Annotated in this window: 15 protein-coding genes; 7 read left to right on the top strand and 8 right to left on the bottom strand. The window is 54.9% G+C overall.

Going from position 1 to position 20,835, the window contains the following annotated elements; genetic code table 11:
• Positions 1-126 precede the first annotated feature (126 nt).
• The 5 genes from ACN1CO_RS13215 (at position 127) to ACN1CO_RS13195 (ending at position 5,544) form a co-directional block, all read left to right on the top strand.
• On the top strand, positions 127-1,275 hold the full coding sequence (locus ACN1CO_RS13215) for an iron-containing alcohol dehydrogenase (protein ID WP_419139314.1): 1,149 nt from the start codon (positions 127-129) through the stop codon (positions 1,273-1,275).
• Between the two features lie 11 nt (positions 1,276-1,286).
• On the top strand, positions 1,287-2,171 hold the full coding sequence (locus ACN1CO_RS13210; protein WP_419139313.1) for a dihydrodipicolinate synthase family protein: 885 nt from the start codon (positions 1,287-1,289) through the stop codon (positions 2,169-2,171).
• A gap of 79 nt (positions 2,172-2,250) precedes the next feature.
• The gene (locus ACN1CO_RS13205) at positions 2,251-3,666 is read left to right on the top strand and encodes a sodium:solute symporter family protein (protein ID WP_283548031.1); all 1,416 of its coding nucleotides are present in this window, start codon (positions 2,251-2,253) and stop codon (positions 3,664-3,666) included.
• 1 nt (position 3,667) lies between these two features.
• A complete protein-coding gene (locus ACN1CO_RS13200) occupies positions 3,668-4,864 on the top strand; it encodes a sialidase family protein (protein ID WP_419139312.1) in 1,197 nt (398 codons plus the stop codon).
• Between the two features lie 8 nt (positions 4,865-4,872).
• Entirely contained in the window at positions 4,873-5,544 is a 672-nt protein-coding gene (locus ACN1CO_RS13195) for an SDR family NAD(P)-dependent oxidoreductase (RefSeq protein ID WP_419139512.1), read from the top strand.
• 40 nt (positions 5,545-5,584) lie between these two features.
• On the opposite strand, the gene yacL is transcribed toward ACN1CO_RS13195, so the two are convergent.
• The 4 genes from yacL to ACN1CO_RS13175 form a co-directional block, all read right to left on the bottom strand.
• Entirely contained in the window at positions 5,585-5,962 is a 378-nt protein-coding gene (gene yacL, locus ACN1CO_RS13190) for a protein YacL (RefSeq protein ID WP_083070547.1), read from the bottom strand.
• A gap of 189 nt (positions 5,963-6,151) precedes the next feature.
• On the bottom strand, positions 6,152-8,749 hold the full coding sequence (gene acnB / locus ACN1CO_RS13185) for a bifunctional aconitate hydratase 2/2-methylisocitrate dehydratase (protein ID WP_419139311.1): 2,598 nt from the start codon (positions 8,747-8,749) through the stop codon (positions 6,152-6,154).
• A 423-nt stretch (positions 8,750-9,172) separates the two neighbouring features.
• Positions 9,173-10,030, bottom strand: a complete 858-nt coding sequence (locus tag ACN1CO_RS13180; protein ID WP_419139310.1) for an MBL fold metallo-hydrolase — start codon at positions 10,028-10,030, stop codon at positions 9,173-9,175.
• Between the two features lie 88 nt (positions 10,031-10,118).
• Positions 10,119-10,628, bottom strand: coding sequence for a phenolic acid decarboxylase (locus ACN1CO_RS13175; RefSeq protein WP_419139309.1), 510 nt, complete (start codon positions 10,626-10,628; stop codon positions 10,119-10,121).
• Between the two features lie 105 nt (positions 10,629-10,733).
• Here ACN1CO_RS13175 and ACN1CO_RS13170 point away from each other — a divergent pair, with 105 nt between their 5' ends.
• Positions 10,734-11,633 carry a LysR family transcriptional regulator gene (locus ACN1CO_RS13170; protein WP_419139308.1) on the top strand — a complete coding sequence of 300 codons (900 nt, stop codon included), beginning with the start codon at positions 10,734-10,736 and terminating at the stop codon, positions 11,631-11,633.
• 206 nt (positions 11,634-11,839) lie between these two features.
• Here ACN1CO_RS13170 and lpdA read toward each other — a convergent pair whose 3' ends face one another.
• From lpdA to pdhR, 4 genes are all read right to left on the bottom strand, one after another.
• The gene (lpdA, locus tag ACN1CO_RS13165) at positions 11,840-13,264 is read right to left on the bottom strand and encodes a dihydrolipoyl dehydrogenase (protein WP_010253950.1); all 1,425 of its coding nucleotides are present in this window, start codon (positions 13,262-13,264) and stop codon (positions 11,840-11,842) included.
• A 160-nt stretch (positions 13,265-13,424) separates the two neighbouring features.
• Entirely contained in the window at positions 13,425-15,326 is a 1,902-nt protein-coding gene (gene aceF, locus ACN1CO_RS13160; protein ID WP_419139307.1) for a pyruvate dehydrogenase complex dihydrolipoyllysine-residue acetyltransferase, read from the bottom strand.
• A gap of 14 nt (positions 15,327-15,340) precedes the next feature.
• On the bottom strand, positions 15,341-18,007 hold the full coding sequence (gene aceE, locus ACN1CO_RS13155; protein ID WP_090964307.1) for a pyruvate dehydrogenase (acetyl-transferring), homodimeric type: 2,667 nt from the start codon (positions 18,005-18,007) through the stop codon (positions 15,341-15,343).
• 103 nt (positions 18,008-18,110) lie between these two features.
• The gene (pdhR, locus tag ACN1CO_RS13150; protein ID WP_090964305.1) at positions 18,111-18,875 is read right to left on the bottom strand and encodes a pyruvate dehydrogenase complex transcriptional repressor PdhR; all 765 of its coding nucleotides are present in this window, start codon (positions 18,873-18,875) and stop codon (positions 18,111-18,113) included.
• Between the two features lie 515 nt (positions 18,876-19,390).
• Between pdhR and aroP the strand changes: the two genes are divergently transcribed.
• A complete protein-coding gene (aroP, locus tag ACN1CO_RS13145) occupies positions 19,391-20,746 on the top strand; it encodes an aromatic amino acid transporter AroP (protein WP_090964303.1) in 1,356 nt (451 codons plus the stop codon).
• Positions 20,747-20,835: the final 89 nt, after the last annotated feature.

Here is a 20,835-nt window from a genome sequence, read left to right as displayed (position 1 = left end):
GTGAGCAAGTTCAAATTAATCGAAATCGATATGCCTTATAAAATTAGCCACAGAGGGTGACTGACATCGCATTGCACTGAGCAAGATTAATCATTTACTCAGACATGACAGAAATAAGGGTATGAAATGAACATTAACAGCACGGTGATCAGCGGATATCAGGCGCTGAATGACATGCGCTATCTGCTGGAGGGAGTATCGACAGCGGTGGTGGTAACTGACCGGAACATTGAGGCGATTCCGGCGGTGCAGGCGCTGATGGGTCAGTTGCGGGATCAGATTCCGGGCATCAGCGTGGTTAACAGCGTTCCGCCTGAGCCGAGCCAGCATGATGTCGCCGCGATTATCGCGACGCTCTCACGGGGCCAGGTCGACATGGTGATTGGTATCGGCGGTGGCAGCGTGCTGGATGTGGCGAAGCTGCTCTCAGTGTTGTGCATCGATGGGGCACCGACGCTGGACGCCCTGCTGGCTGGCGAAAAACCAGCGCGCCGCACCCGCTCAATGCTAATCCCCACCACTGCCGGCACCGGCTCGGAAGCGACGCCCAATGCGATTCTGGCGATCCCGGAAAAAGAGACCAAAGTCGGCATTATTTCACCGGTGATGCTGCCCGATGTGGTGGCGCTGGTGCCGGAACTCACCACCAGCATGCCGCCGCACATCGCCTCTTCAACCGGCATTGATGCACTTTGCCATCTGATTGAGTGCTTCACCGCCAACGTGGCTAACCCGGTCAGCGACAACTATGCGCTGATTGGGATGAAGAAGCTGTTCGCTCATCTCGAAACCACGCTGCGCGAACCCGGGAATTTACAGGCGCGGCTGGAGATGCTCTGGGCCTCTTACTATGGCGGCGCGTCGATTGCCCATGCCGGTACGCATCTGGTGCATGCCCTCTCTTATCCGCTCGGCGGCAAATATCACCTTCCACACGGCGTCGCCAACGCCATTCTGCTGGCACCCTGCATGCGCTTTGTCCGTCCGGCCGCCGTGAGCAAATTTGCTCAGGCCTATGACCTGCTGCCCGATGCCAACCTTCGTCTGAGCGATGAAGAGAAATCTCACGCGCTGGTCGACTATTTCACCGCGCTGGTGGCGCGACTTCAGCTGCCTGCCAGCCTGGAAGCGCTGGGCATCGGCCCGGATCAGCTTCCCTGGTTAGTGGAAGCCGCACTCGACGTTCAGCGTCTGATGAAAAACGTGCCAATGGCGGTCACCGCCGACGATGTACGCGCCATCTACCTGACGCTGTTTCCTTCCTGCCAGGCGTAATGAGGATTGTCATGAATAAGAAAATAAACGGCGTACTGACCGCCATCGTCACCACCTTTGACCGCGAAGGTGCCTTTGATCCGATGAGGCAACGTGAGCAGGTCAGACGCCAGATCGATGCCGGAAACGGCATCTTCTGTGGCGGCACCAACGGCGAATTCTTTGTGCTGAACGAGCAGGAGAAGATCGCGGTCACTGCTACCTGCGTCGATGAAGTCAACGGCCGGGCACCGGTGGTCGCGCATATCGGGGAGATTTCGACCCGTGAAACGATCCGGCTCGGCAAACAGATCGCCCGCCTTGGCGTGGATGCCGTCTCAGCGATCACGCCGTGGTTCGTTCCGCTGAAACAGCAGGAGCTGATTGACCACTATCAGCGCGTGGCTGACGCGCTGTCGGTGCCGCTGTTCCTCTACAACATCCCGGCGCGTACGGGCAATGTGTTGCAGCCAGAGACCGTCCGTACGCTGGCCGCGCACCCGAATATCATCGGCATTAAAGATTCAGCAGGCAGCTATGAAAGTCTGAGTGGTTTTCTGCAGGCCACCGCCGACTGCGACGGCTTTGATGTGCTGAACGGCCCCGACTCGCTGATTCATCAGGGATTCGTCGATGGCTGCTCCGCCTCCATTTCCGGGCTGGCAAACGTGGCACCGGAGGCGATTAACGCCATCTGGGCGCGCTTCAGTGCCGGAGACATTGCCGGTTCGCATCAGGCTCAGGAGAACGTCACCGGCCTGCGCACCGCGCTGTACAGCATCGGTTTCTCTCCCGCCGCCGTGAAAAAAGCGGTCAGCCTGCAGGGCTTTGAGGTGGGTGAAAGCCGCTATGCGGTGCAGTTCAGCGGCGAAGAGCAGCAGCAGATCCGTCAAATCGTGAATCACTATCTGCAATAACGTCCATCGCCTTTGCACCCTACCGGTCAGATGAGAACGAACCTGATGGTCGCCATCTGCCAGAACAATCGAGGTTACGATGAAAGCATTCTCAACTGAGAGCACCTTACTGATCGTCGGCATGGTGGTCGCCTATATCCTGTTCACCACCTGGCTGACCTGGCGGCTGCGCAGTAAAACCAGCGGCGACTTTATGGAAGGCTCCCGCGCCATGCCCGCATTTATCGTCGGCATTATGCTGATGTCTGAATATATCGGGGCAAAATCAACTATCGGCACCGCGCAGGCGGCCTTTGAAGATGGCTTCGCCGCGTCGTGGTCAGTCATCGGTGCCGCGATTGGTTTCCCGCTGTTTGGCCTGATCCTGGTCAAACGCATCTATAACACCGGGAAGATCACGATCTCTGGTGCTATCGCCGAGAAATATGGCAGTTCAACTAAGAACATTATCTCGCTGATCATGATTTATGCGCTGCTGCTGGTGAACGTCGGTAACTACATCAGCGGCGCGGCGGCGATCTCCACCGTGCTGAAGATCGACCTGACTCAGGCCGCCTTTATTACTGCGGTGGTGAGTACTTTCTACTTTGCATTTGGCGGCATGAAAGGCGTTGCGTGGGTTACGCTGTTGCACAGCGCCATCAAGTACATGGGGATCCTGATCATCCTCTACGTGGCACTGAAGATGACCGGCGGCGTCGCCCCGATGATGGAGAAAATGCCGGCGTTCTACTGGACATGGGATGGTCACGTCGGTGCCAGCACCATTGTGGCCTGGCTGATCGGGACCGTGGGTTCGATCTTCTGTACGCAGTTTGTGATCCAGGCGATCTCATCCACCAAGGATGTGAAGTCCGCGAAACGCGCTACCTGGGTCGCCTTCATCTTCTGCCTGCCGATCGGTCTGGCGATGGCGCTGATTGGCGTGGCGGCCAAGTTTGCGCATCCTGATATCAAGAGCCTCTATGCACTGCCGGTGTTTCTGCAGGATATGTCACCGTGGCTGGCGGGCATTGTCACCACCTCGCTGGTGGCATCCATTTTCGTCAGCGTCGGCACCGTGGCGCTGGCCATCGCCTCGCTGGTCGTAAAAGACTTTTACGTGCCCTATCGTAACCCGACGCCAGAGCGCGAATTCAAAATGACGCGCTGGATCTCGATTGGCATCGGCTTCTTCCCGCTGCTGTTTGTCCTGTTCTTCCCGGAAGTGCTGAAGCTCTCCTTCTTTACCCGCGCGATTCGCCTGTCGATCACCGTGGTGGCGATCATGGCGTTCTATCTGCCGTGGTTTAAGAGCACCCGCGGTGCCAATGCCGGTCTGATTGGCGCCTGCGTGGTGACTTCCGTCTGGTTCCTGATGGGTAACCCGTTTGGTATCGACAATATGTATGTGGCGCTGGTCACACCGGCCATCATTATGGTGATTGACCGCTGTATCCCGTCACGCCAGTCTCAGCCTCAACCGCAACAAAATGCACAAAATAGTGGAGCCTAATATGACTCAGGAAACTGTCACCGCAGAACGCACCGGCCGGCTTGCGCCTCACCCGCAGGATAGCGCGCAGCAGGTTGCGATGCTGCCCTCCTCCTGCCCGCAAAACCACGCGGCTAACCTGCTGCCGCTGCCCGATGGCGATCTGCTTTGCGTCTGGTTTGGCGGCACACAGGAGGGGATCGCCGATATCTCGGTCTGGTGTTCCCGGCTGACAAAAGGCAGCGATCGCTGGAGTGACGCGCAGAAACTCTCTGACGATCCTGGCCGTTCAGAACAGAATCCGGTGCTATTTCTCGATCCTGACCAGGTGCTGTGGCTGTTGTGGACGGCGCAGAAATCGGGCAATCAGGACACCGCGATTGTGCGCTATCGCCAGTCTCACGATATGGGCAAAAGCTGGGGCGAGATCAAAACCCTGCTGGATAAGCCCGGCACCTTTATCCGCCAGCCGATTGTGGTGCTGCCCAACGGCAACTGGTTGCTGCCGGTGTTTTACTGCCTGACGCAGCCTGGTGAAAAGTGGGTTGGCAGCTATGATGTCAGCGCGGTGAAAATCTCCGAAGATAAAGGCCAGAGCTGGCGCGACGTCAGCGTGCCTGACAGCACCGGCTGCGTGCATATGAATGTCACCTTGCTGGATGATGGCTCGCTGCTGGCGCTCTACCGCAGTCGCTGGGCCGACCACATCTATCAGAGCCGCTCATTTGACCAGGGTGAAAGCTGGAGCGCGCCCGAGCCGCTGTCGCTGCCTAATAACAACTCCTCAATTCAGGTGACGACGCTGCGCAACGGTCACCTGGCGCTGGTGTTCAATGCCATGAGCGCTGAAGGTGCCAGCGAACGTCGGTTGTCGCTGTATGACGAAATTGAAGATGATGACGAGGACGATGAGGTTGCGGTCGCCGCAGAGCCTGTAGTGCACAACGGTCGCACCGCCTTCTGGGGCGCGCCACGCGCGCCGATGACGCTGGCTATCTCCACGGATGGCGGTAGAAGCTGGCCGCTGCAGCGCAATCTGGACGAAGGCGATGGCTACTGCATGACAAATAACTCCCAGCAGAAACTAAACCGTGAGTTCTCCTATCCCAGCATAAAACAGGGCGTGAATGGCGAGCTGCATATCGCCTACACCTGGTATCGTCAGGCGATTAAATATGTACGCGTAGAGGAGTCATGGGTGCAGGGAGGTGACGCGTGATTGAACGAATGGCGCTGGTGACCGGAGCCAGCTCCGGCATCGGTCAGGCGATTGTGGATCGCCTGCTGAATGAAGGCTGGCAGGTGACCGGCCTGAGTCGCTCGGCGATAAACCGGGCAGAAGCGGGCTGGCAGAGCCATCAGATCGATATCAGCGACAGCGCGGCATTGCAGGCTTTACTGGACGAACTGCCGGTGCCGCAGGCGGTGATCCATGCAGCCGGTATGATGCAGGCCGCGCCGCTGGGGGAGCTGGATCTGAGCGCCAGCGCACGTCTGTGGCAACTGCATGTTGCCGCTGCAGAACAGCTGGCGAATCATTTTGTGCCCCGGATGCAGGCAGGCGGAAGAATTGTGCTGCTGGGCAGTCGTACATCAGGCGGCGCGGCAGGCCGCAGTCAGTATGTGGCGACCAAATCGGCGCTGATCGGCATGGTGCGCAGCTGGGCGGCAGAGCTGGCACCGCGCGGCATTACGGCCAATATTGTGGCACCTGGCGCTACCGAAACGCCGATGCTGCAACAGCCAGGACGGGCCAGTTCGCCGCCAAAATTGCCGCCGATAGGCCGGTATATTCAGCCACAGGAAGTGGCCGGGCTGGTCGATTTCCTGCTCTCGCCTGCTGCTGCGGCGATCACCGGTCAGCAGCTGGTAATGTGCGGCGGTGCGTCGCTGAGTTAATTAACAGGCCGGGCCATTCAGATTGCCCGGCCTTATTACATTACCGTACGGGTTTGCCGTACTGGTTTATAAACTGGCGATAGGCGGCGATCACCAGCTGAAAATCTTCAATGCCGCAGAACGAGAGGCTCTCTTCGTCGTAGTAGTTCATCCCCTCTTCCATACCGTCATCTTCCAGTGCCAGCAGGTTAGCGCGAATCATCACTTCTTCTTCATCCAGCAGGATAGTGTACTCGCTGCCGATGCGCTGCCACTGACGCACGCTGCCTTTCACGTCTTCAATGGCGGCTTCAACTTCATCCAGCAATCCCGGATCGTTTTTTACCTCTTCGTTGAACCAGTGGCCGACCGCTTCATGATCCATCGACATGCGGACCTTAATCTGTCCGGTCACATCGCGTAAAAATTCATATTCCATCGCCCGTTCCTCTCAACGTCGTCGCCTCACCTGATAAGTGTCCGTGCTGCTCTCGCGGCATAGTGTGACACGTCGCGCATTATTACAGGCTGTCTGCCGAAATCCAGCTTTTGATCGTCTCTCTGCCCAATGCCGGGACGAAAAAAAGGGGCGAATCATCGCCCCTTTCTGTGACTGCCAGGTGAAGAATCAGACCGCAGTCTGGAAAATTACGCCGTCAGCTTTGTCGGTATACTGCGTCAGCTGGTCGAAGTTGAGATAGCGATAGGTGTCGCTGGCCGTTTTATCGACCTGCGCCATGTATTGCTGATACTCATCCGGCGTTGGCAGTTTGCCAAGCAGAGACGCGACCGCAGCCAGCTCCGCTGACGCCAGGTAGACGTTAGCGCCGTTACCCAGACGGTTCGGGAAGTTACGGGTCGAGGTAGAAACCACCGTCGAACCATCTGCCACACGTGCCTGGTTACCCATGCAGAGTGAACAACCCGGGATCTCGATACGCGCACCGCTTTTGCCGAATACGCTGTAGTAGCCCTCTTCGGTCAGCTGTGCCGCATCCATCTTGGTTGGCGGAGCCACCCACAGACGGGTTGGCAGCTGGCCTTTGTGGCTATCCAGCAGTTTACCGGCAGCACGGAAGTGACCAATGTTAGTCATGCACGAGCCGATGAACACTTCGTCGATCTTCTCGCCCTGAACGTCAGAGAGCAGACGGGCATCGTCCGGATCGTTTGGCGCGCAGAGGATCGGCTCTTTGATGTCAGCCAGATCGATTTCGATCACGGCGGCATATTCAGCATCGGCGTCCGGCTCAAGCAGCTGAGGATCGGCCAGCCATTTTTCCATACCTTCAATGCGGCGCTCCAGCGTACGACGATCGCCGTAGCCTTCTGCGATCATCCACTTCAGCAGCACGATGTTGGAGCTGAGGTATTCGATAATCGGCGCTTTATCCAGCTTGATGGTACAGCCTGCAGCAGAACGCTCTGCGGATGCATCGGAGAGCTCAAACGCCTGCTCAACTTTCAGATCCGGCAGACCTTCGATCTCCAGGATACGGCCAGAGAAGATGTTTTTCTTACCTTTCTTCTCAACGGTCAGCAGACCCTGTTTGATGGCATACAGCGGAATGGCGTGAACCAGATCGCGCAGAGTAATGCCTGGCTCCATCTTACCTTTGAAGCGCACCAGGACCGATTCCGGCATGTCGAGCGGCATAACGCCCGTCGCAGCCGCAAACGCCACCAGGCCTGAACCCGCCGGGAAAGAGATGCCGATTGGGAAACGGGTATGGGAGTCACCACCAGTACCGACGGTATCCGGCAGCAGCATACGGTTCAGCCAGCTGTGGATAATGCCGTCACCCGGACGCAGCGATACACCGCCACGGTTCATGATGAAGTCTGGCAGCGTGTGGTGCGTGCTCACATCCACCGGCTTAGGATATGCGGCAGTGTGACAGAAGGACTGCATCACCAGATCGGTCGAGAAGCCCAGGCAAGCCAGATCTTTCAGCTCGTCACGGGTCATCGGACCGGTCGTATCCTGCGAGCCAACCGAGGTCATCTTAGGTTCGCAATAGGCACCTGGACGAACACCGGTCACGCCACAGGCGCGGCCAACCATTTTCTGCGCCAGAGAGAAACCACGGGTGCTCTCCGCGACATCTTTCGCCTGACGGAATACGGTGCTGTGCGGCAGACCCAGCGACTCACGCGCTTTGGTGGTCAGGCCGCGACCGATAATCAGCGGAATACGGCCACCGGCACGGACTTCGTCAATCAGCACTTCGGTTTTGAGTTCGAAGCTGACCAGCAGTTCATTGGTTTCGTGGTTGCGGACTTCGCCTTTGAACGGATAGATGTCGATGACATCGCCCATGTTCAGGTTGTTGACGTCCACTTCAATCGGCAGTGCGCCCGCATCTTCCATAGTGTTGAAGAAGATTGGCGCAATTTTGCTGCCCAGTACCACGCCGCCGCCTTTTTTATTCGGCACGTTCGGAATGTCGTCGCCCATAAACCACAGCACCGAGTTGGTGGCGGATTTACGTGAAGAACCGGTTCCGACCACGTCACCGACATACGCCAGCGGGAAGCCTTTGGTCTTCAGTGCTTCGATCTGTTTGATCGGGCCGACATTACCCGCGTCATCCGGCTCAATGCCTTCGCGGGCATTTTTCAGCATCGCCAGGGCGTGCAGTGGGATGTCCGGACGTGACCAGGCATCCTGGGCCGGAGAGAGGTCGTCGGTGTTGGTTTCGCCTGTGACTTTGAACACCGTAACGGTGATTTTCTCAGCCAGTTCAGGGCGTGTGAGATACCATTCTGCATCAGCCCAGGATTGCATGACCTGCTTCGCGTATTCATTACCCGCTTTCGCTTTCTCTTCGACATCATAGAAGTTGTCGAACATCAGCAGCGTGTGTGAAAGGGCTTTCACCGCGATCGGAGCCAGTTTGCTATCGTCCAGCGCTTCAATCAGCGGATGAATATTATAACCGCCCTGCATGGTGCCGAGCAGTTCAACCGCTTTTTCAGGAGATATCAGAGGAGAGGTTGCTTCGCCTTTGGCGACAGCCGCCAGGAAACCGGCTTTGACATACGCCGCTTCATCGACGCCTGGTGGGACTCGGTTGACCAATAAATCGGTCAGAAATTCTTCTTCACCCGCAGGTGGATTTTTCAGCAGTTCAACCAGCGCGGCCATCTGGGAAGCCTCTAAAGGCTTAGGTACAATTCCCTGGGCAGCACGCTCGGCAACGTGCTTACGGTATTCTTCTAGCACGACGTTATCCTCGCTCTCATTATGTAGGGCTTTCCGACCACCTTGCTCACTTATGGAGAACAAACTTCCCTTTCTCGTCCAGGTTGAGGTGCCCGGTTTCGCGGAGGGCAGAATAGCAGGATTTCGTCTGTTTGTTAATCTGTTTACAAAAATACAACATAATCCACTACGCCCATTCTGCCCGCTTATGCGCCCGCATCAGCCTGCTCAGTCAGCTGATTGGGTCTCTCAGCAGCTTACCGCATTCCACTGAAATGGCAGCACAAGGACGTCAGCTTTGCCGCGAGTTTAACGAAATGATTCAGGGAAATAGATAACTGGCAGGAATAGAAACGGCAGGCGTCTGGCATAAGCTGAGGGTGATTCAGAAGGTGATTAACACCAGGCCGGCTATCAGCCTGGTGCTCTTCTCGCGTCAGAGGATTACAGCGTGGTTTTCATTTCCCGCAGTGAGAGTGGCCAGTCACCCGGCCAGACGTAGTGATCTTTCAGAATTCGCGCACTGTAGTCGAGACAGATTTTCACCGGCAGGTTGGGATAGATTCGCTCCATCTCCTGCACCAGCTCTTCACTGTTTTTGACCTTATGCAGCGTCCTGATGAAATCTTTGATATAGGTGCGGGTAAAACCAATCGCCGACGGGCTGAGGGTTGGCGTGGTTCGGGAGTGGCCAGGGATCAGTACTTTCGGCTCCAGTGCTTCCAGCCTGTCCAGGCTTTCCATCCATTTCTCCATGCGCTCCGGCGTGCGCATATCGGCAATCCAGACATGTGCATCAGCGAAGACCACATCGGAGGCGATTAGCGTTTTCGTCGAAGGGATCCAGAGGGGTGTCACCCGGATGCAATCGCCGCTGAGATCGCTCAGAATTTTAATCTCCTGTCCTTCCAGCCAGATCGTATCCTCTTCCAGTTCAGTAATCGGAAACTTAGTACGGGCACCATTCTCTTTTAATACCTGCTTACCCCAGTACTCAATTTTGAAGTCAAAGGCGTCATTAACGTCTTCGGCGACCTGCTTATAGGAGAAGATTTCGGCATCCGGAAAGACGGATTTAATCACTTCGAGACCCATGAAATGATCGGGATGCAGATGGGTAATAAAAATGCGTTTCAGGTCGAGACCGGTTTCGATAATTTCAGCAACTAATCGATGCCCATTCGACAGCGTGAACTGGGCGTCGACTAACATCGCCTCTTTCTCGCCCATGATGATGGTAGAACTGACACCGAAACCGTCGTGCTGGTCACTACTGATAAAAACTTTCGTCGATAAATCCATTTTTCGTCCCTTAACAAGTTACACATCAGAAGCTGCAAATCAGAAACTACTAAGCAGAAGAGGTCGTCATGACCTCTTCTGTTCTTGGTTAATTTTTCAGGTTGGCAGGCCAGTTGGCAGGTAGCTGGTCAGGAGGGCAATCCACCACGCTTTCGTTATTTTCACCGACATTGCGAATCATGGTCAGCGTCGCGAATTCATCAATAATTTCGGTTGGATAAGCCGGACCCGCTTCGCGGAATTTTGCCATCTCTTCCAGATGATCATTCTGGAAGCAGACTGTTTTTTCCGGGTTGTTCATTACCCAGCGTGGGAAGAAGATAGTGCCGTGGAAGATTTTATCAGCCAGATTGACCGCCAGGCTGACATCGGTACCGGTCGGTTCGGTCCAGGACACTTTATAGACATCACGCGCCAGACGAACCACATAGACGTGCTGATTTTTAACCCAGCGATTACCCACCATGCCACTGTGAATACGATAGTCGATGGTGCTGGCATTTTTGATGTAGAGCTCGTAGTTCCAGCCGTTGTCATAGGTGTAAACCAGATGTTTGCCGACGATGCCAGACAGGTCATGTTTATCAAAAGTGCTCATGGTTAATTCCTCGTTTGTTTTCCTTGAAGTGATTATTGCGCGTTACAAAAGTGATGAATAACGCTATTTTTAGCACTAAATTATTTAATTTTTAGATGAGTTGTTATGTACAAAACAACGCTGGAACAGTGGTATCTGCTCGACGCAGTAGTGAATGAGGGGAGTTTTGCGCTGGCAGCGGAAAAGAACCATCGCAGCCAGTCTTCACTGAGCTATCAGCTGAGCCTGCTTCAACAGCGGCTGGGTTTAACTTTGTTGCAGCAGGAGGGCCGCCGCGCGGTGCTGAGTGCAGAGGGGCATCAGCTGCTCGCACAGGTTCGTCCGCTGCTGGAAGGATTCGGTGCGCTTGAGGCGCAGGCCAGTGCCCTGCAGCGCGGCGAGCGTTCGCGCATCGATCTGATGGTCGATGCGACGTTTCCCAAACCCCTGCTGTTTGATGTGCTTCAGACTTTTCAGCAGCGCTATCCGCATGTCCGCATCTGGTTCAGCGAAATCGTCCGCAGCGAAACGCCTGAAAGGCTGGCGGAACATCAGGCCGATCTCTGGCTGGTGGCGCAATATGGTGCTGAGCCGTTAGCAGGCGAAAGCCTGATGAGCGTCGATTTTGTTGCCGTCGCCCATCGCGACCACCCGCTGCACCGCGAATCTGCCCCACTCAATGCCGCCACGCTGGCACGCTGGCCCTGCATTACCATTCTGGATCGTCAGCAACAGCAGCAGTCAGAGGTGAATGGCGATCAGGCGGAGAACTGGTCTTTCACGACGCTGTCGGCCGCGATTGAGGCGGTCCAGCATCAGTTAGGTTATGGCTGGCTGCCGGAACAGAATATCGCAGCCCTATTAGAGAGCGGTGAACTCCGTCCCCTGCCGCTGCTGCAGGGCCGCCGACGCAGCAGTTCGCTGGTGATGCATATGAATGAAGAAAGGCTACCCGGCAACAGCGCGATTGCAGCACTGGCGCAGATGTTTATTGAACGGGTGGCTTCCTGGGAGGCGCGCGGATAAGCAAAAAAGCGGAGGGGTTTATCCCCGCTCGCGCGGGGAACACTCTAAAACTATCCGGCTGATTACCCTGCACTTTCTAACACTGAAAAAATCCACCAGATTTTACACCCTGACTTAACCCAAATGAACACTTAATATTCAGCACAAAATTCAGGCGAAAAAAAAGCCCCCATAACGGGAGCTTTCTTTTTAACAGCGGCAGAAAATTACTTCTTCTTCGCTTTCGCGTTAGGCAGATCGGTGATGCTACCTTCGAAGATTTCTGCAGCCAGACCCACTGACTCATGCAGGGTCGGGTGAGCATGGATGGTCAGCGCGATATCTTCCGCATCACAACCCATCTCAATGGCCAGACCGATTTCGCCTAACAGCTCGCCGCCGTTAGTGCCGACAATCGCGCCACCAATAATACGGTGCGTCTCTTTGTCGAAAATCAGTTTGGTCATGCCGTCTGCACAATCAGAAGCGATAGCACGGCCTGAGGCAGCCCACGGGAAGGTGGATGTCTCGTAGCTGATGCCTTTCTCTTTCGCTTCTTTCTCGGTCAGACCGACCCAGGCAACTTCTGGCTCAGTATAGGCAATGGAAGGGATCACTTTCGGATCGAAGTAGTGCTTCAGACCGGAGATCACTTCTGCCGCAACGTGGCCTTCATGCACGCCTTTATGCGCCAGCATTGGCTGACCGACGATGTCGCCGATAGCATAGATGTGTGGCACGTTGGTACGCATCTGCTTGTCGACACGGATGAAGCCGCGATCGTCCACTTCCACGCCCGCTTTACCAGCATCCAGACCTTTACCGTTCGGCACACGACCGATCGCTACCAGCACCGCGTCATAACGCTGCGCTTCGCCTGGTGCTTTTTTGCCTTCCATTGAAACGTAAATGCCATCGTCTTTTGCTTCAACGGCGGTCACTTTAGTTTCCAGCATCAGGTTAAATTTCTTGCTGATTTTCTTGGTAAAGACTTTCACCACGTCTTTATCTGCAGCCGGGATAACCTGGTCGAACATCTCAACCACATCGATCTCTGAACCCAGCGCATGATAAACCGTCGCCATTTCCAGACCGATGATGCCGCCGCCCATAACCAGCAGTCGCTTCGGCACTTCTTTCAGTTCCAGCGCATCGGTAGAGTCCCAGACGCGTGGATCTTCATGTGGAATGAATGGCAGTTCGATTGGGCGTGAACCCGCAGCGATGATGGCGTTATCGAAGTTGATGGTGGTCGCGCCACCTTCTCCTTCAACCACCAGGGTGTTAGCACCGGTGAATTTGCCGAGGCCATTAACCACGGTGACTTTACGACCTTTTGCCATACCTGACAGGCCGCCAGTCAACTGGTTGATAACCTTCTCTTTCCAGCTGCGAATCTTGTTGATATCAGTAGATGGCTGGCCAAACACAATGCCGTGCTCTTCAAGGGCTTTCGCCTCTTCAATCACTTTAGCAACGTGCAGCAGCGCTTTAGATGGGATACAACCGACGTTCAGACAAACACCACCGAGGGTGCTGTAACGTTCAACCAGTACGGTTTCCAGACCTAAATCCGCACAACGGAAGGCTGCAGAGTAACCTGCAGGACCTGCCCCAAGTACCACGACCTGGGTTTTAATCTCTGTACTCATCATGACCTCTTAATTGATATCCGGCGGGTCAGACTTTCTTATAATGCCCTTGTTCCACCGGGACTTTCACCGCAAGAGTTTACAGAATTGTTAACAAACTGCCAACAGCGGCGCGACGAATCGTTACAGGAAGGCCGGCATACGCCGGCCTTCTTTACATTTACATAACTAAACGACGAATGTCAGACAACATATTGCCGATGATAGTAATGAATCTTGCACCATCAGCACCGTCGATGACGCGGTGGTCGAAGGAAAGAGAAATCGGCATCATCAGACGCGGAGTAAACTCTTTACCATTCCACACCGGCTCCATCGCCGATTTAGAGACACCCAGGATAGCCACTTCCGGCGCGTTAACGATCGGCGCGAAGTGTGTGGTGCCCAGGCCGCCCAGGCTGGATATAGTGAAACATCCGCCCTGCATGTCACCCGCCGTCAGCTTACCGTCACGCGCTTTCTTCGAAATCGCCATCAGTTCACGCGACAGCTCGGTGATGCCTTTCTTGTTCACGTCTTTGAAGACCGGAACAACCAGGCCATTTGGCGTATCAACCGCCACACCGATATTGATGTATTTCTTCAGCGTCAGTTTCTGCGCATCTTCAGACAGCGAACTGTTGAAGCGTGGCATCTGCTCAAGCGCCGCAGCGACCGCTTTCATGATGAACACCACCGGGGTGTACTTCACATCCAGCTTGCGCTTCTCTGCTTCAGCATTCTGCTGCTTACGGAAAGCTTCCAGATCGGTGATATCGGTTTTGTCGAAATGCGTAACGTGCGGAATCATCACCCAGTTACGGCTCAGGTTCGCGCCAGAAATTTTCTGGATACGGCCCAGTTCAACTTCTTCGATTTCGCCAAACTTACTGAAATCAACTTTCGGCCATGGCAGCATGCCAGGCAGACCGCCACCGCTTGCTGCAGCAGGTGCCGCTTCAGCGCGTTTCACGGCGTCTTTCACGTAAGTCTGCACGTCTTCTTTCAGAATGCGGCCTTTACGGCCGGTGCCTTTGACTTTCGCCAGATTAACACCGAACTCGCGCGCCAGGCGACGGATCACCGGGGTCGCGTGAACGTAAGCGTCGTTTTCTGCGAACTCACCTTTACTGTCGGCTTTCGCTGCGGCGGGTGCCGCGGCTTTCGCTTCAGATTTGGCAGCAGGCGCCGGTGCGGCTTCCTGTTTCGCTGCCGCAGGGGCAGCCGGAGCAGCACCTTCGACTTCGAACACCATGATCAGTGAGCCGGTGCTGACTTTATCGCCAGTGGCGACTTTCAGCTCTTTGACCGTACCTGCAAACGGCGCAGGGACTTCCATTGAGGCTTTGTCGCCTTCAACCACGATAAGTGACTGCTCAGCTTCAACTTTGTCGCCGACTTTAACGAGGATCTCGGTGACTTCGACTTCATCACCGCCGATATCCGGAACGTTAACGTCTTTTGCGCCTGCAGCAGCGGCAGGTGCCGATGCCGCTTCTTCTTTCACTTCTGGCTTCGCATCAGAGGCCGGTGCTGCGCCTTCTGCTTCAAAGACCATGATAGCTGAACCGGTGCTGACTTTGTCGCCGGTCGCAATGGTGATCTCTTTGACCACACCCGCGAACGGTGCCGGAACTTCCATTGAGGCTTTGTCACCTTCGACCACAATCAGTGACTGCTCGGCTTCGACTTTGTCGCCAACCTTCACCAGAATCTCAGTGACTTCAACTTCGTCACCGCCGATATCAGGCACAGCCACTTCTTTGCTGGCAGTGGCCGCAGCAGCGGCTGGCGCTGGCGCCGCGTCCGCTTTTTTCTCTTCGGCAGCAGTAGGGGCTGCTTCCGCAGCGCCTTCAGCATCAAACACCATGATCAGCGAGCCGGTCTCAACTTTGTCACCGGTAGAGATTTTAATCTCTTTGACTACGCCAGCCTGTGGCGACGGCACTTCCATTGAGGCTTTGTCGCCTTCCACGGTGATCAGCGACTGCTCGGCTTCCACCTTGTCGCCAACTTTCACCAGAATCTCGGTGACTTCAACTTCGTCAGACCCGATATCCGGTACCTTAATTTCAATAGCCATTACTCTATTACCTCTTAAGCCAGACGCGGGTTAACTTTATCGGCATCGATACTGAATTTGGTGATCGCGTCTGCAACCACTTTCTTCTCGATTTCGCCGCGTTTAGCCAGCTCACCCAGCGCGGCAACCACCACATAAGATGCATCAACTTCGAAGTGATGACGCAGATTCTCACGGCTGTCAGAGCGACCAAAGCCATCGGTACCCAGTACGCGATAATCGCTGGCTGGGACATAGCTACGAACCTGCTCAGCGAACAGTTTCATGTAGTCGGTTGAAGCAACAGCAGGTGCGTCGTTCATCACCTGAGCGATGTAAGGTACGCGCGCTTCTTCAGTCGGATGCAGCATGTTCCAGCGCTCACAATCCTGGCCATCACGCGCCAGTTCGGTGAATGAGGTCACGCTGTAGACATCAGAGCCGATACCATAATCTTTCGCCAGGATCTGCGCAGCTTCACGAACATGACGCAGGATAGAACCTGAGCCCAGCAGCTGCACTTTACCTTTGCTGCCTTCTACCGTTTCCAGTTTGTAGATACCCTTACGGATACCTTCTTCAACGCCTTGCGGCATTGCTGGCATATGGTAGTTTTCGTTCAGCGTGGTGATGTAGTAGTAAACGTTCTCCTGCGCTTCGCCATACATACGCACCAGACCGTCATGCATGATGACTGCGACTTCATAAGCGTAAGATGGATCGTAAGAGATACAGTTCGGGATAGTCAGAGACTGAATATGGCTGTGACCATCTTCATGCTGCAGACCTTCGCCGTTCAGGGTAGTACGACCTGAGGTACCGCCGACCAGGAAGCCGCGCGCCTGTTGGTCGCCCGCCAGCCACATCAGATCGCCAATACGCTGGAAGCCGAACATCGAGTAATAGATGTAGAACGGAATCATCGGCAGGTTGTTGGTGCTGTAAGAGGTCGCCGCAGCCAGCCAGGATGAACCTGCGCCCAGCTCGTTGATCCCTTCCTGCAGAATCTGGCCTTTCTCGTCTTCTTTATAGTATGCAACCTGCTCGCGGTCCTGCGGGGTATATTGCTGACCGTTCGGGCTGTAGATACCGATCTGACGGAACAGACCTTCCATACCAAAGGTACGCGCTTCATCGGCGAGGATCGGAACCAGACGATCTTTGATCGACTTGTTCTTCAGCATCACGTTCAGGGCACGCACAAAGGCGATGGTGGTCGAGATCTCTTTGTTCTGCTCATCCAGCAGCGCACTGAACTCTTCGAGTGCTGGCATTTCCAGCTTTTCAGTGAACTTAGGCTGACGTGTTGGCAGGTAACCGCCTAACTTCTCACGCTGACCGTGCAGATAAGCATGCTCTTCTGAGCCTTTTTCGAAGGTCACATACGGCAGTGATTCGATTTTGTCATCAGCAACCGGCACGTTGAAGCGATCACGGATATAGCGCACGCCATCCATGTTCATCTTCTTCACCTGGTGGGCAATGTTTTTGCCTTCCGCGGTGTCGCCCATACCATAACCTTTGATGGTATGTGCCAGGATCAGTACTGGCTTGCCTTTGGTGTCCTGCGCTTTTTTCAGTGCCGCGTAGATTTTCTTCGGATCGTGGCCGCCACGGTTCAATGCCCAGATTTCATCATCGGACATATCTTTAACCAGTGCTGCGGTTTCCGGATATTTGCCAAAGAAGTGCTCACGCACATAAGCACCATCACGGGATTTGAAGGTCTGGTAGTCACCGTCAACGGTTTCGTTCATCAGCTGAATCAGCTTGCCGCTGGTATCTTTGCGCAGCAGCTCATCCCAGCGACCGCCCCAGATGACCTTGATGACTTCCCAGCCTGCACCGGCAAAGATGCCTTCCAGCTCGTTGATGATCTTGCCATTACCGGTTACCGGGCCATCCAGACGCTGCAGGTTGCAGTTGATGATGAAGACCAGGTTATCCAGTTTTTCACGGGTGGCGATGGTGATCGCACCTTTAGATTCTGGCTCATCCATCTCACCGTCACCCAGGAAGGCGTAAACGGTCTGAGCCGAGGTGTCTTTCAGGCCACGGTGTTCCAGATACTTCAGGAACTTCGCCTGATAGATAGCAGACAACGGACCCAGACCCATTGATACGGTCGGGAACTGCCAGAATTCCGGCATTAATTTCGGGTGCGGATAAGAAGAGAGGCCTTTACCAGCAACTTCCTGACGGAAGTTATTCATCTGATCTTCGGTCAGGCGACCTTCAAGGAACGCACGGGCATAGATGCCTGGAGAGATATGGCCCTGGAAATAGACCAGATCGCCGCCATCCTTCTCACTGCGCGCGCGGAAGAAGTGGTTGAAGCACACTTCATAAATCGTCGCAGAAGACTGGAAGGAGGACATGTGGCCACCGAGTTCCAGATCTTTCTTCGATGCGCGCAGCACCGACATGATGGCGTTCCAGCGGATTGCGGAACGGATACGACGTTCAAGAGAGGTATTGCCCGGATAATCGGGTTCATCTTCAACGGCAATAGAGTTGATGTAGTTGCTGATTGCAGATGATCCTGCAGCCACTTTTACGCCGCCTTTGCGGGCTGCACCCAGTACCTGATCAATCAGATACTGTGCACGTTCAACACCTTCTTCACGGATGACCGATTCGATCGCCTGTAGCCAGTCACGAGTTTCAATCGGATCCACGTCATTGTGTAAACGTTCTGACATGGGTGTGTTCCTTATCTGTGTCTAATACGTTGAAAAATCGGGAGCCTGTTAAAGCAGTTGCAGGCAGGCTCGTCGCACATGTCCGTACGATCTTTGTCGCACGTTATTCCTTACGTTGCTGTAAACGACGCAGGGAGCGTTCTCGACGGCTCTGCTCCCGACTTCTGTCCAGCAAGATTTCCTCTATGAACGCCAGGTGACGGTGTGAAGCCTCGCGCGCTTTTTCTGGCTCACGGGCCACAATCGCCTCAAAGATTCTGGCGCGGTGACCGCTCACTTTTGCCAGCATTTCCCGGCGCGAGTAGAGCAATTCGAAATTCTGACGAACGTTTTGTTCCAGCATAGGGCCCATTGAGCGTAGCAAATGTAAAAGCACAACATTATGGGCCGCTTCTGTGACAGCGATCTGATACTGCATCACTGCGTCCGCTTCAGCGTCTAAATCGCCGCTGTCCTGTGCCTGCTGGATATTCACATGGCAGTCGCGAATGCGCAGCAGGTCTTCCTCTGTGCCGCGCAGTGCCGCGTAATAGGCGGCAATGCCTTCTAAGGCATGCCGCGTTTCCAGCAGATCAAATTGTGATTCCGGATGGCCGGCGAGCAGCTCAACGAGTGGATCGCTTAAGCTTTGCCAGAGATTCTCCTGCACGAACGTTCCGCCACCCTGTCGGCGCAGCAATAATCCTTTGGCTTCTAAGCGCTGGATCGCTTCGCGGAGAGACGGACGTGAGACATCGAATTGTTTGGCGAGTTCGCGCTCAGGCAGCAGCTTCTCTCCCGGACGCAGCGTCCCTTCCATAATCAGGGATTCGAGCTGTTGCTCGATAGCGTCGGAGAGCTTAGGTTGGCGAATCTTACTGTAAGCCATCATCCCTTCTTATTAAGCCTGTCGTCCGGAGTAAATTGGTAATACCAATTGCAAAGAGGTGCCGGTAAAGTAACAAAGTATTCACCTTGTGTCTATATGGTGTCTGCGACATTCCCCCTGCCCCACAGCCCCTGCTGGCGCTAACTTGCGGTTAAAAAAATGAAAAAATCGCGTTACCGCAAATGTTAAGCAAATGCACTTTTACCAAACCTTACACCCGCTTAGCGCCTGCGAAGCGTGGCAACCATAAGTGAAAGCTATTCGTCATTACCGGAATTTCATGGCAGAAGTTTCTACAGGCTGACGTGACCAGGGCGGCGTTTTTTCAGTCAACTCTCAGCACGAAAGGCGAAAGCAGGTGCAAAGCGAATCGCTTATCACTATTCTTGTCGCCAGGGTAGCAAATGGCCGCATTCAGCACGCCATATACCGTAAAATAATCAATACGTTATTGTAACTCCTTCATTACAGCGGATTGCGCTGCGAACGAAGAATAAAAACATCACGAGGTTTGTATGGAACAACAGCAAGGCGAAGCGCTGAAACGTGGTCTCAAGAACCGCCATATTCAGCTCATCGCGCTGGGTGGTGCAGTGGGAACCGGCCTGTTTCTGGGCAGTGCATCGGTCATTGAATCTGCCGGACCGGCCGTCATTCTGGGTTATGCGATTGCCGGTTTTATTGCCTTTTTAATCATGCGTCAGTTGGGCGAGATGGTCGTGGAAGAGCCGGTTGCCGGCAGTTTCAGCCACTTTGCCTATAAATACTGGGGCAACTTTGCAGGCTTCGCCTCGGGCTGGAACTACTGGGTGCTCTATGTGCTGGTTGCCATGGCGGAACTCACCGCCGTCGGCAAATATGTCCAGTTCTGGTGGCCTGACTTTCCGACCTGGGCATCGGCCGCCATCTTCTTCGTGATGATCAACGCCATCAACCTGACCAACGTGAAAGTGTTCGGTGAGATGGAGTTCTGGTTCGCCATCATTAAAGTGGTTGCGGTAATTGGCATGATTCTGTTCGGAGGCTGGCTGCTGTTCAGCGGTCATGCGGGTCCGCAGGCGACGGTACGCAACCTGTGGGAACAGGGCGGCTTCTTCCCGCATGGCATCGGCGGTCTGGTCACCGTCATGGCGATTATTATGTTCTCATTTGGGGGTCTGGAGCTGGTGGGTATCACCGCGGCTGAAGCGGATAACCCGGAAGTGAGCATTCCAAAAGCGACCAACCAGGTGCTGTGGCGTATTCTGATTTTCTACATTGGTTCGCTGGCGGTCCTGCTGTCACTGATGCCGTGGACCCGCGTCACCTCAGAAGTCAGCCCGTTTGTCTTTATCTTCCACGAACTGGGCGATGCCATGGTGGCGAATGCGCTGAACGTGGTGATCCTGACGGCTGCCCTGTCGGTCTATAACAGCTGCGTTTACTGCAACAGCCGCATGCTGTTTGGTCTGGCACAGCAGGGCAATGCGCCGAAAGCGCTGCTGAAAGTCGATCGTCGTGGTGTGCCGGTGTTGACCATTCTGGTCTCGGCTGTTGCCACTGCGCTATGCGTACTCATCAACTACCTGATGCCGGGTGAAGCGTTTGGCCTGCTGATGTCGCTGGTGGTCTCCGCGCTGGTGATCAACTGGGCGATGATCAGCCTGGCGCACCTCAAGTTCCGTCGGAAGAAAGATCAGCAGGGCGTCACAACCCGCTTTAAAGCGCTGCTCTATCCGGCAGGTAACTGGATTTGCCTGATCTTCCTGGCAGGGATTCTGGTGCTGATGGCGACCACGCCGGGCATGGCGATCTCCGTCTGGCTGATCCCGGTCTGGCTGGTCATTCTGGGCATTGGTTACTTTATTAAGAACCAGACGCAGAAAGCCTGATGCTTTGCCACGTGCTGCGACCTCCCGTGGGGGTTGCAGCACGTACCCCGCACCAACCTGCCCGCCTCATCTGCCCCGATCCAGTTCAC

This window comes from Pantoea sp. R13S299 (assembly GCF_048515925.1).
Taxonomy (GTDB): Bacteria; Pseudomonadota; Gammaproteobacteria; order Enterobacterales; family Enterobacteriaceae; genus Pantoea.
This window is presented reverse-complemented; position numbering and strand designations above follow the sequence as displayed.